The sequence below is a fragment of the Pseudolysinimonas sp. 10J20-29 genome, from assembly GCF_055809595.1.
Genome location: NZ_CM147917.1, coordinates 1,128,302 through 1,142,752 on the forward strand (window position 1 = coordinate 1,128,302; position 14,451 = coordinate 1,142,752).

General features: G+C 69.2%; 10 protein-coding genes and 1 pseudogene. 5 read left to right on the forward strand and 6 right to left on the reverse strand.

The window, feature by feature from the left end; translation table 11 throughout:
- The first annotated feature begins 2 nt into the window (after window positions 1–2).
- From acnA to AC0L6Y_RS05510, 4 genes and pseudogenes are all read left to right on the forward strand, one after another.
- Window positions 3–2,819 (forward strand): aconitate hydratase AcnA, encoded by a 2,817-nt coding sequence (gene acnA, locus AC0L6Y_RS05495; RefSeq protein ID WP_473557275.1) that lies wholly within the window; start codon window positions 3–5, stop codon window positions 2,817–2,819.
- Window positions 2,820–2,828: 9 nt separating this feature from the next.
- The gene (gene dxs / locus AC0L6Y_RS05500) at window positions 2,829–4,778 is read left to right on the forward strand and encodes a 1-deoxy-D-xylulose-5-phosphate synthase (protein WP_473557282.1); all 1,950 of its coding nucleotides are present in this window, start codon (window positions 2,829–2,831) and stop codon (window positions 4,776–4,778) included.
- Between the two features lie 246 nt (window positions 4,779–5,024).
- Window positions 5,025–5,405 (forward strand): annotated as a pseudogene (locus tag AC0L6Y_RS05505) (MFS transporter); the annotation flags it as partial.
- Between the two features lie 190 nt (window positions 5,406–5,595).
- A complete protein-coding gene (locus AC0L6Y_RS05510; protein WP_473557288.1) occupies window positions 5,596–6,399 on the forward strand; it encodes an MFS transporter in 804 nt (267 codons plus the stop codon).
- Between the two features lie 59 nt (window positions 6,400–6,458).
- On the opposite strand, the gene AC0L6Y_RS05515 is transcribed toward AC0L6Y_RS05510, so the two are convergent.
- From AC0L6Y_RS05515 to AC0L6Y_RS05530, 4 genes are all read right to left on the reverse strand, one after another.
- Window positions 6,459–8,618, reverse strand: a complete 2,160-nt coding sequence (locus tag AC0L6Y_RS05515) for a 3-hydroxyacyl-CoA dehydrogenase NAD-binding domain-containing protein (protein WP_473557293.1) — start codon at window positions 8,616–8,618, stop codon at window positions 6,459–6,461.
- Window positions 8,619–8,623: 5 nt separating this feature from the next.
- Window positions 8,624–9,820 (reverse strand): thiolase family protein, encoded by a 1,197-nt coding sequence (locus AC0L6Y_RS05520; RefSeq protein ID WP_473557300.1) that lies wholly within the window; start codon window positions 9,818–9,820, stop codon window positions 8,624–8,626.
- Window positions 9,821–9,930: 110 nt separating this feature from the next.
- Window positions 9,931–11,166, reverse strand: a complete 1,236-nt coding sequence (locus AC0L6Y_RS05525; protein ID WP_473557306.1) for a ribonuclease D — start codon at window positions 11,164–11,166, stop codon at window positions 9,931–9,933.
- Window positions 11,159–11,755: a DUF3000 domain-containing protein gene (locus tag AC0L6Y_RS05530; protein ID WP_473557312.1), complete on the reverse strand. Its 597-nt coding sequence runs from the start codon at window positions 11,753–11,755 to the stop codon at window positions 11,159–11,161. Before AC0L6Y_RS05530 ends, AC0L6Y_RS05525 begins: the two co-directional genes overlap by 8 nt.
- A 93-nt stretch (window positions 11,756–11,848) precedes the next feature.
- Between AC0L6Y_RS05530 and AC0L6Y_RS05535 the strand changes: the two genes are divergently transcribed.
- A complete protein-coding gene (locus AC0L6Y_RS05535) occupies window positions 11,849–13,054 on the forward strand; it encodes an alpha/beta hydrolase family protein (protein ID WP_473557315.1) in 1,206 nt (401 codons plus the stop codon).
- Here the strand turns inward: AC0L6Y_RS05535 and AC0L6Y_RS05540 are convergent.
- Both AC0L6Y_RS05540 and AC0L6Y_RS05545 read right to left on the reverse strand, forming a co-directional pair.
- Window positions 13,020–13,445 carry a SufE family protein gene (locus tag AC0L6Y_RS05540; protein ID WP_473557321.1) on the reverse strand — a complete coding sequence of 142 codons (426 nt, stop codon included), beginning with the start codon at window positions 13,443–13,445 and terminating at the stop codon, window positions 13,020–13,022. The genes AC0L6Y_RS05535 and AC0L6Y_RS05540 overlap by 35 nt on opposite strands.
- On the reverse strand, window positions 13,442–14,341 hold the full coding sequence (locus tag AC0L6Y_RS05545; RefSeq protein WP_473557323.1) for a sulfurtransferase: 900 nt from the start codon (window positions 14,339–14,341) through the stop codon (window positions 13,442–13,444). The genes AC0L6Y_RS05540 and AC0L6Y_RS05545 overlap by 4 nt, the downstream gene beginning before the upstream one ends.
- Window positions 14,342–14,451: the final 110 nt, after the last annotated feature.

Genomic DNA, 14,451 nt, shown 5'->3' on the forward strand with positions numbered 1-14,451 from the left:
CAGTGTCGACGGTCAACAGTTTCAACGCCCGCACTACGTTGAGCGTCGGTGACACCGACTACGAGGTGTTCCGGATCGACACGGTCCCGGGACACGAGAAGCTCCCGTTCAGCCTCAAGGTGCTGCTCGAGAACCTGCTCCGCACCGAGGACGGCGCGAACGTCACCAAGTCGCAGATCGAGGCGCTCGGCGGCTGGCAGCCCACGGCCGAGCCGGACACCGAGATCCAGTTCACCCCGGCCCGCGTCGTCATGCAGGACTTCACCGGCGTTCCCTGCATCGTCGACCTCGCCACGATGCGCGAAGCGGTCGCCGAGCTCGGGGGAGACCCGAACAAGATCAACCCGCTCGCCCCGGCCGAGCTCGTCATCGACCACTCGGTCATCGCCGACCTCTTCGGCACCGAGAACGCCCTCGAGCGCAACGTCGAGATCGAGTACGAGCGCAACGGCGAGCGCTACCAGTTCCTGCGCTGGGGCCAGACCGCCTTCGACGACTTCAAGGTCGTCCCGCCGGGAACCGGCATCGTCCACCAGGTCAACATCGAGTACCTGGCCCGCGTCACCTTCACCCGCGAGGTCGGGGGCGTGCTGCGCGCCTACCCCGACACGCTCGTCGGCACCGACTCGCACACCACGATGGTCAACGGACTCGGCGTGCTCGGCTGGGGCGTCGGCGGCATCGAGGCCGAGGCGGCCATGCTCGGCCAGCCCGTGTCGATGCTCATCCCGAAGGTCGTCGGCTTCAAGCTCTCCGGCTCGATCCCGACCGGCGTGACCGCGACCGACGTCGTGCTCACGATCACCCAGATGCTGCGCAAGCACGGCGTCGTCGGCAAGTTCGTCGAGTTCTACGGCGAGGGCGTCGGCGCCGTTCCGCTGGCCAACCGCGCCACGATCGGCAACATGAGCCCCGAGTTCGGCTCGACCGCGGCGATGTTCCCGATCGACGACGTCACGCTCGACTACCTGCGTCTCACCGGACGCAGCGAAGAGCAGGTCAAGCTCGTCGAGGCCTACTCGAAGCTGCAGAAGCTGTGGCACGACCCCTCGGTCGAGCCCGAGTTCAGCGAGTACCTGGAGCTCGACCTCTCGACCGTCGTGCCGTCGATCGCCGGCCCGAAGCGTCCGCAGGACCGCGTCGAGCTCAGCCACGCGAAGACCCAGTTCGGCGAGGACCTGCTCTCCTACGCGGGCGACGCGCACTCGCGCGTCGACGCCGCCGTCGAGGGAACCTTCCCCGCCTCCGACCCGATCGGCTTCACCGCCCAGGACGAGGACTCGGCGCACGAGTTCTCGCACGTGCACGTGAGCCACGCGCCCGCCTCGGCCTCCAAGCCCACCGCGGTCACGCTGGCCGACGGTCGTGACTTCACGCTCGACCACGGCGCCGTCGCCATCGCGGCGATCACCTCCTGCACCAACACCTCCAACCCGAGCGTCATGCTCGCGGCCGGCCTGCTCGCCCGCAACGCGAACAAGAAGGGCCTGAAGGCCAAGCCGTGGGTCAAGACCACGCTCGCGCCCGGATCCAAGGTCGTCACCGACTACTACGCGAAGGCGGGCCTGACCGACGACCTGGAGGCGCTCGGCTTCTACACCGTCGGCTACGGCTGCACCACCTGCATCGGCAACTCGGGCCCGCTGCTCGACGAGATCTCCGGTGCGATCAACGACAACGACCTCGCCGTCACCGCGGTGCTCTCGGGCAACCGCAACTTCGAGGGCCGCATCAGCCCCGACGTCAAGATGAACTACCTGGCGAGCCCGCCGCTCGTGATCGCGTACGCGCTGGCCGGGTCGATGAACTTCGACTTCGAGACCGACGCGCTCGGCACCGACCAGGACGGCAACGATGTCTTCTTGAAGGACATATGGCCGGACGCCGCCGAGGTGCAGCAGACGATCGACTCCTCGATCGACACCGAGATGTTCACCCACGAGTACGCGAGCGTGTTCGAGGGCGATGAGCGCTGGCGTTCGCTGCCGACGCCCGACAGCGAGGTGTTCGAGTGGGACGCGCAGTCGACCTACGTGCGGAAGCCCCCGTACTTCGAGGGCATGACGCTCGAGACCACGCCGGTGGCCGACATCGCCAGCGCCCGCGTGCTCGCCAAGCTCGGTGACTCGGTCACGACCGACCACATCTCGCCGGCCGGCTCGATCAAGGCCGACAGCCCCGCGGGCCAGTACCTGCAGGCGAACGGCGTCGACCGCAAGGACTTCAACTCCTACGGCTCGCGTCGCGGCAACCACGAGGTGATGATCCGCGGCACCTTCGCGAACATCCGTCTGCGCAACCAGCTCCTCGACGGCGTCGAGGGCGGCTACACGCGCGACTTCACCCAGGCCGACGGCCCGCAGTCGTTCATCTACGACGCGAGCACGAACTACCAGCAGGCGGGAACGCCGCTGGTGATCTTCGCCGGCAAGGAGTACGGCTCGGGCTCGAGCCGCGACTGGGCCGCGAAGGGAACCTCGCTGCTCGGTGTTCGCGCCGTCATCGCGGAGAGCTTCGAGCGCATCCACCGCTCCAACCTGATCGGGATGGGCGTCGTGCCGCTGCAGTTCCCGGCGGGCGAGACGGCGGACAGCCTGGGCCTGGACGGAACCGAGGTCGTCAGCATCGCCGGACTCGAGGCGCTCAACGCGGGCACCACGCCGAAGACGGTCCGCGTGACGGCCGCGCCGAGCGAGCACTCGCCCGCGGGCAAGTCGGTCGTGGAGTTCGACGCGGTGGTCCGCATCGACACCCCCGGTGAGGCCGATTACTACCGCAACGGCGGAATCCTCCAGTACGTGCTGAGGTCGCTCGTCTAGGCTCGACTCATGTCGATTCTCGAGTCCATCCGGTCGCCTCGCGACCTGGACGGTCTGTCGCCGGAGGAGCTCACGCAGCTCGCGGAGGAGATCCGCCGGTTCCTGGTGTCCGAGGTCTCCAAGACCGGCGGCCACCTCGGACCGAACCTCGGCGTGGTCGAACTGACGATGGCGATCCATCGCATGTTCGACTCGCCGAGGGATGCGGTGATCTTCGACACGGGCCACCAGAGCTACGTGCACAAGCTGCTGACCGGTCGACAGGACTTCTCGCGGCTGCGGCAGAGCGGCGGGCTCGCCGGGTACCCGCAGCGCGCCGAGTCCGAGCACGACATCGTGGAGAGCTCGCACGCCTCCAGCTCGCTCAGCTGGGCGGACGGGATCTCGCGCGCCTTCGCGATGACCGGCCAGTCCGACCGCTACGTCGTCGCCGTCGTCGGCGATGGCGCGCTCACCGGCGGAATGACCTGGGAGGCGCTCAACAACATCAGCGACGACAACTCCCGTCGCCTGATCATCGTCGTGAACGACAACGGCCGCTCCTACGCGCCGACAATCGGCGGCATGGCGCGCTTCCTCAGCAGCGTGCGCACGCGTCGCGCCTACCGCCGGCTCTACTTCACGAGCCGGGAGATCTTCAACCGCCTCGGCCCGGTCGGCCGTGCGGTCTATCGCGGCACGCGCGGCGCCATCCGCGGCTTCGTCTCGCGCTTCAGCAACAACGAGGCGCTCTACTCGAACCTCGAGATCAAGTACGTCGGCCCGGTGAACGGCCACGACCAGCGCGCGCTGGAGCAGGCCTTCCGCCAGGCGAAGGAGTACGACGCGCCCGTCATCGTGCACGCGATCACGCAGAAGGGCTGGGGCTACGAGCCTGCGTTGGCCGACGTCGCCGACCAGTTCCACGCCGTCGGGCAGATCGACCCCGAGACGGGAGAGCCAGTGGATGCGGCGAGCCGTCCGTCGTGGACGAGCGTCTTCGCCGACGAGATCGTCGACCTCGCCGACGGCGATGAGCGCATCATCGGCATCACCGCCGCGATGCTGCGCCCGACGGGACTGCACCGCCTGGCCGAGAAGCACCCGGACCGGGTGCTCGACGTCGGGATCGCGGAGCAGCACGCCGTCGCGAGCGCCGCCGGTCTCGCCTTCGGCGGGCTGCATCCGGTCGTCGCGCTCTACGCGACCTTCGTCAACCGCGCCTTCGACCAGGTGCTCATGGACGTCGCCCTGCACAAGGCGGGCGTGACCTTCGTGCTGGATCGCGCCGGGGTGACCGGACCCGACGGCGCGAGCCATCACGGCATGTGGGACCTCGCGATCCTGCAGGTTGTTCCGAACATCCGGATCGCGGCACCGCGCGACGCCAGCCGTCTGCGCGAGGAACTCGGCGAAGCGGTGGCGGTGCAGGACGCGCCGACCGTCGTGCGGTTCTCGAAGGGCAGCGTCGGCACCGAGTTCGAGGCGGTGCGCCGCACGAGCGACGGCGTCGACGTGCTGCGCGAGGCCGGACACCGCGACGTGCTGATCGTGACCGTCGGCCCGATGGCGAAGCTCGGCCTGCAGGTGGCGGAGCGGCTCGCAGCGCAGGGCATCGGCGCGACCGTGATCGACCCGCGCTGGGTCGTCCCGGTGCCGGCCAGCATCATCGAGATGGCGGCGACCTACCGTCTCGTGGTGTCGATCGAGGACGGCATTCGCGTGGGCGGCGTCGGCACGCGGATCCGGCAGGATCTTCGCGCCGCCGGTGTCGACACCGCCGTGGACGAGCTCGGACTTCCCGACGAGTTCCTGGATCACGCCTCCCGCGACGAGATCCTCGAGCAGGTGGGCCTCACCGATCAGCGGATCGCCCGCGACATCGTGGCGCAGGTGCTGGGCACGCGGATTCCCGTGGCGCGCCCGCTGCCCGAAGAGCTGAGCCTCGGCTCGGACCGGATCCAGGCGGAGCGCGAGTAATCCGGACGTAATTCCCGGAATCTTCTGTCGACTGCTCGGGTTATCGTTGAGGGTGCGCCGCGTCGGCGAGCGCCCTCGGCCGTCTCGGTCCCTTTCCGTCTCTCATTCCGGAGTTCTCACGTGACCCACAATTCGCCTGCCGCTGCGGCGCCGCAGTCGGGCGTCGAACCGCTGTCGGCGCAGACCCGACTCGCCCTGGTCCTGCTTCTCGCCGCGGCCTTCGTCGTCTTCTTGAACGAGACGACGATGAGCGTCGCGATCCCCGAGATCATGGATGACCTGAAGGTGACACCGGCGCTCGGCCAGTGGCTGACGACCGCGTTCGCCCTGACGATGGCGGTCGTCATCCCGATCACCGGATGGCTGCTCCAGCGACTCAACACCCGACCGGTGTTCATCCTCGCGATGGTGCTGTTCAGCGTGGGCACCCTGCTCGCGGCGGTCGCCCCGACGTTCGGACTGCTCGTCGCGGCGCGCGTGGTTCAGGCGGTCGGCACCGCCGCCATGATGCCGCTGATGATGACCAGCGTGCTGAGCCTGGTGCCGATGAACTCGCGCGGTCGCATCATGGGTCGGGTGTCGATCGTCATGTCGATGGCACCCGCGATCGGGCCGATGGTCGCCGGACTCATCCTCGCCGTCACCACGTGGCGCGGGATCTTCTGGGTGATGCTGCCGATCGCGCTCGTCATGCTGGCGGTGGGCATCGCGCGCGTGCCGAACGTCTCGGAGCCGCGTGCCGTGCCGCTGGACGTGCTGTCGGTGATCCTGTCGGCCTTCGCCTTCAGCGGCATCGTCTACGGGCTTTCGAGCTTCGGTGAGGCGGCGGAGAGCGACGTCGCCGTGGCGCCGTGGATCCCGCTGGCGATCGGACTCGCCTTCCTGGCGGCGTTCATCACGAGGCAGATCGTGCTGCGAGCGCGCGGATCGCGCCCTGCTTGACCTGCGCACCTTCCGCTCGCGCACCTTCACCGTCTCGATCTCCATGCTGGCCATCGCCACGGTCGCCCTGTTCGGCATGGTCATCGTGCTGCCGATCTACACGGCTCGGGTCCTGGGTCTCGAGGCGGTGCAGACCGGGTTGATCCTGCTGCCCGGCGGCTTGCTGATGGGCCTCATGGGTCCGATCGTCGGTCGGCTCTACGACCGGGTGGGCCCGCGGCCGCTGGTGATCCCCGGCGGCATCATCGTCAGCGTCGTGTTCTGGGCCCTCACGCTCATCTCGACTGACACCCCCGTGGGTCTGCTGGTCGCCGCGCATGTGGCGCTCAGCGTCGGGCTCGCGCTGCTGTTCACGCCGCTGTTCACGTCGGGACTCGGGGCGCTGCCGCCGCACCTGTACTCGCATGGCAGCGCGACGGTGATGACGATCCAGCAGGTGGCGGGTGCCGCGGGTGCCGCACTGTTCATCACCTTTCTGACGATCGGCACGATCGCGACCGGGGCGGCGGACCCGAATCTGGCGACTCCCGAGGAGCTCGCGATCGGCGTCCGCTTGGCGTTCGTCACCGGCGCGATCGTCTCGCTCGCGCTGATTCCTGCGGCGTTCCTGGTGCAGAAGCCGGCCCGGCCGGAGCTCACCGACGCGGAGCTTGAGGCGCGCGCACCCGCCCCGCACTGATCGTCAGCGAAAGCGGGCCGCCTCCGGAGGGAGACGGCCCGCTTTCGCTGTGACGGCGGTCAGCTGACGCCGGCGACCCGAGGCTCGTGGAACGCGGCGCCGAACGCGCGTTCGCTCGCCCCGACCCGGTCGAGGTACGGCGTCGCGCCGCCCATCTGGAACGGCCAGCCGGCCCCGAGGATCATGGCCAGGTCGATGTCCTCCGCGGCGGCGACGACGCCGTCGTCCAGCATCCGCTTGATCTCGTCGGCGAGGCCGTCCTCGAGCTGGATGCGCAGCTGCTCGGGCGTGAGCGGCTGAGCGTCGGACGGACGGTGCTTCGCGACGATCGCGAGCGCCTTCTTGTCGTAGCCCTTGGTCTTGCCCTTCGAATCCTTCTCGAAGATCTGACCGTGCTCCGCGAGCTCGTGCAGGGCGGCGCTCTCGTAGAAGCGCTCCGGGAAGGCGGCGTGGTGCGTGTCGAGGACGTGTGCGCCGACCTTCAGCCCGACCAGCTCGAGCAGCACGAAGGGATCCATCGGCATTCCGAAGGGGCGCACCGCTTCCACGACGTCGTCGAACGACATGCCCTGCTCGACGGCGTGCATCGCCTCGCCGAGCACCTTCGCCAGCACGCGGTTGACGATGAAGCCGGGGGAGTCGGTCGTGATGATCGCCGTCTTGCGCAGCTTCGCCGCGATCGACATCGCGGTCGCGAGCGACTCCTCGTCGGTCTTCGCCGCGTTGACGACCTCGATGAGCGGCATGACCGCGACCGGGTTGAAGAAGTGGAATCCGACGAGCCGCTCCGGGTGGGCGAGCTTCGCGCCGATCTCGTCGACGGAGAGCGACGACGTGTTGGTCGCGAGGATCGCCTCGTCGGAGAGGAACGGCTCCACCTGGGCGAAGACCTCCTGCTTGACGCCGACCTCCTCGAAGACGGCTTCGATGACCCAGTCGCAGCCGGCGAAGTCGGCCTTGTCGGTGGTGCCGGTCACGAGCGCCCGCAGCTGGTTGGCCTCGTCGGAGCCGATCCGGCCCTTCTCGTGGAGCGCATCGATCTCGCCGCGGATGTAGTCCAGGCCCTTGTCGACGCGCGCCTGGTCCAGGTCGGTGATGACCACCGGCACCTGCAGACGGCGCACGAACAGCAGCGCGAACTGCGAGGCCATGAGCCCCGCGCCGAGCACGCCGACCTTCGTGATGCGGCGCGCGAGCTCCTTCGGCGGGGCGCCGGCGGGCTTCTTGGCGCGCTTCTGCACCAGGTTGAAGGCGTAGATCGAGGCGCGGAACTGGTCGCCCGCGATCAGCTCGGCGAGCGCGGCGTCCTCCGCCGCGAAGCCGGTGGCCTTGTCGGTGTTCTTGGCGGCCTTGAGCAGCTCCAGCGCCCGGTAGGGGCTCTTCGCGACCCGCCCGATGCGACTGGCGAGCGTCTTCTCGGCGATGCCGATCGCGACATCCCACTTGACCGCGCGCTCCAGCTTGCCCGGCTCGTTGGGCCGCTTGACCTTCACCGTGCCGCTCAGCACGCCGTCGGCCCAGCGCAGCGACTCCTCCAGGAACATCGCCGGACCGAACATCGCGTCGGCGATGCCGAGCTCGAACACCTGGGGGCCATTCAGCATCCGGTTGTTCTTGAGCGGGTTCGAGATGATGACCTCGAGCGCGTTCTCGATGCCGATCAGGTTGGGCAGCAGCCACGCCCCGCCCCATCCGGGGATGAGGCCGAGGAAGACCTCGGGAAGCGCGAACGCGGGCACCGAGGAGTCGACCGTGCGATAGGTCGCGTTGAGGCCGATCTCGACGCCGCCGCCGAGGGCGAGGCCGTTGTAGAACACGAACGACGGCACGCCCAGCTCGCCGAGCTTGCCGAGCACGTGATGGCCCAGTTGGGCCATCAGCAGACCGGTCTCGAAGTCGGGGATGTCGCCGACGCGCGAGAGGTCGGCGCCAGCGGCGAAGATGAACTGCTTGCCGGTGATCGCGACGCCGTGGATCTCGCCTGCGGCGGCGCGTGCGGTCAGCTCATCGAGGCGCTCGCCCAGCTCCACCAGGGTCTGCGGTCCGAGGGTGTTCGGGCGCGTGTAGTCGCGATCGTTGTCGAGCGTGATGAGAGCAAGCGTCTTGCCGCTCGCCAGCGGGACGTCGCGCACGTAGGAGTGCGTGACGACCTCGTCGGGGTCGAGCCCGAGGAGCTTCGAGAAGTCGGGCGTCTCGGTGATCGTCTTCGTCTTGGCCATCCGTCTTACTTCTTTCCGGTGTAGTGCGGGTTCTCCCAGATGACGCTGCCGCCCTGGCCCAGGCCGACGCACATGGCGGTGAGGCCGAAGCGCACGTCGGGGCGCTCCTCGAACTGGCGAGCGAGTTGGATCATCAGGCGAACGCCCGACGAGGCGAGCGGATGTCCGATCGCGATGGCGCCGCCCCAGGGGTTGACGCGCGGGTCCTCATCGTCGATGCCGAAGTGGTCGAGGAAGGAGAGCACCTGGACCGCGAAGGCCTCGTTGAGCTCGAACAGCCCGATGTCGTCGATCGTCAGCCCGGCCTTCCGGAGCGCCTTCTCGGTGCTCGGGATCGGTCCGATGCCCATCACCTCGGGCTCGACGCCCGCGAAGCCGAAGCTCACCAGCTTCATCTTGACCGGCAGGTTGAACTCCGCCGCGGCGTCCGCGCTGGCGATCAGTGACACCGTGGCGCCGTCGGTGAGCGGGGAGGCGTTGCCCGCGGTCACCCGACCGTGCGGCCGGAACGGCGTCTTGAGGCCGGCGAGGCCCTCCATCGTCGTCTCGGGTCGCAGACCCTCGTCCTTGGTCGCGAGCCCCCAGCCCTCGGCGGTCTTGATGGCGACCGGGATGAGGTCGGGCTGGATCTTGCCCGCGTCGTAGGCGGCGGCGACCTTCTGCTGGCTGGCCATGCCGAACCGGTCCGCGCGCTCCTTCGTGAGCGAGGGGAAGCGGTCGTGCAGGCGCTCGGCGGTGATGCCCATGTTGAGGGCGTCGGGCGAGACGAGCTTCTCGGAGAGGAAGCGCGGGTTCGGGTCGGCGTCGAGACCCATCGGGTGACGCCCCATGTGCTCCACGCCGCCGGCGATGGCGAGGTCGTAGGCGCCGAAGGCGATCGCTCCGGCCACCGTGGTGACGGTCGTCATGGCGCCGGCGCACATCCGATCCAGCGCGTAGCCGGGCACCGTGATCGGCAGGCCGGCGAGGATCGCCGCGGTGCGACCGAGGGTGAGTCCCTGATCTCCCTGTTGCGTGGTCGCGGCGATGGCGACGTCGTCGATGCGGTCCTGGGGGACGTTCGGGTTGCGCTCCAGCAGGCCGATCATCGCCTTCACGATCAGGTCGTCAGCGCGCGTGCCCCAGTACTGACCCTTTTCGCCGGCCCGTCCGAATGGAGTGCGAACTCCATCTACAAAGACGACTTCTTTTCCGTGGGCCACGATGCCTCCTGAGCGTTCTCGAGCGACCGCGGGCTTTCCGCGGTGGCGCAGACGGGAATAGTCCGAATCTTACGAAGGCCAGACGACTCCGTCGCGTCCTTTGATTCTTCCTACGAATCGCTCTCGGCGCTGGCGGTGGGCTCTTGGGGCGGATCGACAAAGATGTCGGCGATGAGTTGTGCGGTTGCCGCACGCTGCCAGGGGCGCGCGCCGAGCTCCTCGAGGGCCCGATCGATGGCCTCCGCGCTCAGCGGCTCCGGCGGGGTCCACGCCACGCGCCTCACGAAGTCGGGGGTCAGCAGGTTCTCGAGCGGCAGCGACATCGACTGGGCGAGCTCGTCGAGAGCGGGGCGCACCGCCTTGAGTCGCGCATTGGCCTCGGGATTCCGATCGGCCCAGATGCGCGGCGGAGGAAGCTGATCCGACGGCGGACGAAGCGCCGGCAGATCCTCGGTCGCGCGCCCGGCCTCGATCGCCGCGAACCAGCGGTCGAGCTGGCTCCGGCTCGCCCGGCCGGTGAACTCCTTGATGCTGGCCAGTTCCTTCTTCGTCGTGGGTGCGCGACGCGCCGCCGCCACGAGGGAGGCATCGGGAACGAGTCGGCCCGGCGCGGTGTCGATCTCCTGCGCGTAGCTGTCGCGGGCAATCCAGAGCTCGCGCGCGATGGCAAGAAGGCGGGCGTTGCGCAGCGACTGCACACCCGAGAGGCGACGCCACGGCTCCGCGCGTTCGACGACCGGGCGGTCGAGCACGGCCTGGAACTCCTGGCGCGCGATCTCGTTCTTGTCGTCGGCATCGAGGATCGCGGCGATCTCGTCGCGCAGGCGCGGGAGAAGCTCGACATCGAGGGCGGCGTAGACGAGCCAGCTCTGCGGGAGCGGGCGCGTCGACCAGTCGGCCGCCGAGTGCTCCTTGGCGAGGTGGATGCCCAGAAGCTGCTCGACGACGGCGCCGAGTCCGACGCGCGGCAGTCCCGCAAGGCGGGCGCCCAGCTCGGTGTCGAAGATCCGGGCGGGCTCGAGGCCCACCTCACGGAGACAGGGGAGGTCCTGGCTGGCGGCGTGGAGGATCCACTCCTCGTCGGCCATGACGGCCGCGAGCTCCGAGAAGTCGCCGACCGCCGGAGGGTCGAACAGGAACGTTCCGGCACCGGTGCGGAACACCTGGATCAGATACGCGCGCTGAGAGTAGCGGTAGCCGGAGGCGCGCTCGGCATCGACGCCGAACGGCCCGGAGCCGGCCGCCAGCGCCTCGACCGCCGCGAGGTAGTCCTCGCGCGTCTCGATCACGACATGGGACTCGGCCGGAGCGGGCGTCAGGGGTGCAGGGGGGAGTTGTTCAGTCACGAGCCATCCGGTGTCGAGGGAGGAGTCCGACGACGTCCGCCGACGGGGGGAGGCCCGCCAGAAGACACAGCAGGTCGCCCCACGCCTCGAGATGCGCGCCGAAGTCGTCGCCACGCGGTGTCCACGAGGCGCGGATCTCGATCTGCGCACCATCGCCGTGCCCGGCGAGTTCGCCGAAACCGGTCGACAGGATCTTCGTCGCGGTGCCGGACTCGGCGAGATGTTCAGCGTGACGTGCAGCCAACGCGTCGACGAGCCACGACCATGCTACGTCGGCGACGAACGGGTCGAGGCCGATGTCGGTCTCCAGCGGCGCCTGCGCGAAGCAGACGATGCGAAACGGTCCGCCCCAGGACTCGGGCTCGTCGGGGTCGTGCAGCAGAATGAACCGCCCGGTGCCGAGCACCGAGTCCACTCCGTGGGAGGAGGGCCGCACATCGGCCGCGAAGGCGATCGCCGAGGGGGCGAGACCGGACGGCGCCGGGATCTCGGTCAGGACGAGTTCGGACCGCACCGTCGCGCTCCGCACGGTCTCCACCGCGGCCTGGAATGCCGGGGGTTCCGTGAGGTCAGACGCTGGAGCAGCCACCCCCGCAGACTAGGGTTTAACTCGACGTGGTGTCACATGCCACGCCGACTCTCGAAGCCCCTGGGGGTACGGATGCGATCCAATTCGCGTGGTTTGACGGCGGGACGCGCTGCGGCCGTTCTCGGGGTCGGCGCACTCGCCGCCGTGGGTGCGCTCGCGGTGACCGCGGGCGTGCTGAGCGTCTACGCGGCGCGCACGGTGATCACCCCGCCGTCGCGACGGCCCGACGACATCCCCATCCTCGACGTCGATCTCGACGACGGCATCATCGTGCTCGGCTCGACTCTCGACTCCCGGCTTCCGGGCGAGTACAGCTTCTGGTTCGCCGGCGACACCGGACACGCGCGCCTCGGCGACATCATCGACGTCGATGCTCGCACGGTCACGCGTCGCCTTCTGAAGGTCAACTTCGGCGACCTCGAGCGGGCGCGAGCGGGGCGGTTGAGCGGCTGGGTCTACCTCGACCCCGAAGAGCTCGGGGTGCGATCGCGCGAGGTGCAGATCGCGACGCCGCTCGGCGATGCGCCCGCCTGGCACGTTCCCGCGGCGTGGGACGAGGGTGATCAGCCCGCCACGAACCGGCGCTGGGTGATCCAGGTGCACGGCCGCGCGGTGCGGCGGGCCGAGACCCTGCGTGCCGTCCCCGTGTTCGCCGAGCACGGCTACGACTCGCTGCTGATCTCGTACCGCAACGACGGGGACGCGCCGCGCAGTCCCGACCACCGCTACGCGCTCGGGGATCGCGAGTGGCGCGACGTGGAGGCGGCGCTGCGCTACGCGGTCGCGCACGGCGCGCGCGAGATCGTGCTGATGGGCTGGTCGATGGGCGGCGCCACGGTGCTGCAGACGCTCACCCGCTCGGCGTACCGGAAGTACCTGCAGGGGATCGTGCTCGACTCGCCCGTGGTGGACTGGCTGGTCACCCTCGACTTCCAGGCGGCATCCCGCCGGCTGCCGCGGATCGTGCGGTTCGGGGTGTTCACCCTGTTCCGCGAACGGTGGGGTCGATTCTTCACCGGGCTCGCCGAGCCGCTCGACTTCGAGCGCCTGGACTTCGTGGCGCGCGCTCGTGAGATCAGCGTTCCGGTGCTGCTGCTGCACAGCGACGATGACGGATTCGTTCCCTCGGATGCCTCGCGGACGCTGGCCGCGATCCGGCCGGACATCGTGCAGCTCGAGGTGTTCGACGTCGCGCGGCACACGAAGCTCTGGAACTACGACCGTGCGCGCTGGGAACGCGTCGTCGGCGCCTGGCTCGGTGCGCTCAGCCCGACGACTTCTCCCGAAGCTGACGCTTGATCCGTGCGAGCATCGCCGTCATCCCGCGCAGGCGGAGCGGGCTCACCGCGTCGGTGAGGCCGAGCGTCAGGGGATAGTCGTCGGCAACGGCGAGCACCTCGTCGACGCGGAGGCCGTCGAGCCCCTGCGTGAGGATCGAGGCGAAGCCGCGGGTCGTGGGCGCCTCGCGCGGAGCGGTGGCGTGCAGGTGCACCCGCGCCTCGTCGTCGACCTCGGTGAAGATGAAGACGGGGGACTGGCACTCCTCGACCCGCTCGAGCAGGTCGGGGTGGTCGACATAGCGCTCGGGAAGCGGGGGCAGCTCCTGCGAGAACTCGAGCAGCAACTGGAGTCGCTCGCGCTGCTCGATGGCGAGGAACTCCTCGCGGATCTCGTCGAGGGCTCCGCTCACGATGCCGGAACCAGACCCGGCTCGCTGCCCTTCACGATCGGGACACGCACGGCGCTGCCCCACTCGGTCCAGGAGCCGTCGTAGTTGCGCACGTTCTCGAAGCCCAGCAGGTAGGTGAGCACGAACCAGGTGTGCGCCGAGCGTTCACCGATCCGGCAGTAGGCGATCACGGTGTCGCTCGTGCCGAGTCCCGCCTCGTCGCGGTAGATCGCATCCAGGTCGGCCCGGGCTTTGAAGGTGCCGTCCTCGGCAACGGCCCGCGCCCACGGCACACTCGCGGCACCGGGGATGTGTCCGCCGCGCAGCGCGCCCTCCTCGGGGTAGTTCGGCATGTGCGTGCGCTGACCCGAATACTCCTCTGGCGAGCGGACGTCGATGAGCGGGCGCCCCAGGTGGGCGAGAACCTCGTCCTTGAAGGCCCGCACGGTGCTGTCGTCCCGCTCGATCACCGGGTACTCGGTCACCGGGCGCGAGGCGCGCTCGGTGGTGTAGGCCCGATCTTCGGCCTCCCATTTCGCGCGGCCGCCGTCCAGCAGTCGGACGTCGGCGTGCCCGAACAGGGTGAACACCCACATCGCGTAGGCGGCCCACCAGTTGTTCTTGTCGCCGTAGATGACGACCGTGTCGTCGCGGGAGATGCCCTTCTCGCTCAACAGCTTCGCGAACGCCTCCCCGTCGATGTAGTCGCGGGTGACCGGGTCGTTCAGCTCGGTGTGCCAGTCGACCTTGACCGCGCCCTCGATGTGGCCCGTCTCGTAGAGCAGCACATCCTCGTCGGACTCGACGACGACCAGGCCCGGTTCGCCGACGTGCTCGGCGAGCCAAGCGGTCGACACGAGGCGTTCCGGGTGGGCGAAATCGGCGAAAGCGGGGGCGGGATCGGGCTGGATCGTCATGGGGTCTCCTGGTGCGGGGGCGGCGCTAGGCTGGGAGCGAACCGCATCATCAACTCTATGCAGTCGCTCGGAGACGTGCCGAGGGCAGGTAAGAGTTCGACACCTTCCTT

What these genes read in the sequence shown, in the direction of transcription:
- dxs (WP_473557282.1), top strand. Translation starts at nt 2,829, where the DNA reads ATGTCGATTCTCGAGTCCATCCGGTCGCCTCGCGACCTGGACGGTCTG.
- AC0L6Y_RS05545 (WP_473557323.1), bottom strand. Translation starts at nt 14,341, where the DNA reads ATGACGATCCAGCCCGATCCCGCCCCCGCTTTCGCCGATTTCGCCCAC.
- AC0L6Y_RS05515 (WP_473557293.1), bottom strand. Translation starts at nt 8,618, where the DNA reads ATGGCCAAGACGAAGACGATCACCGAGACGCCCGACTTCTCGAAGCTC.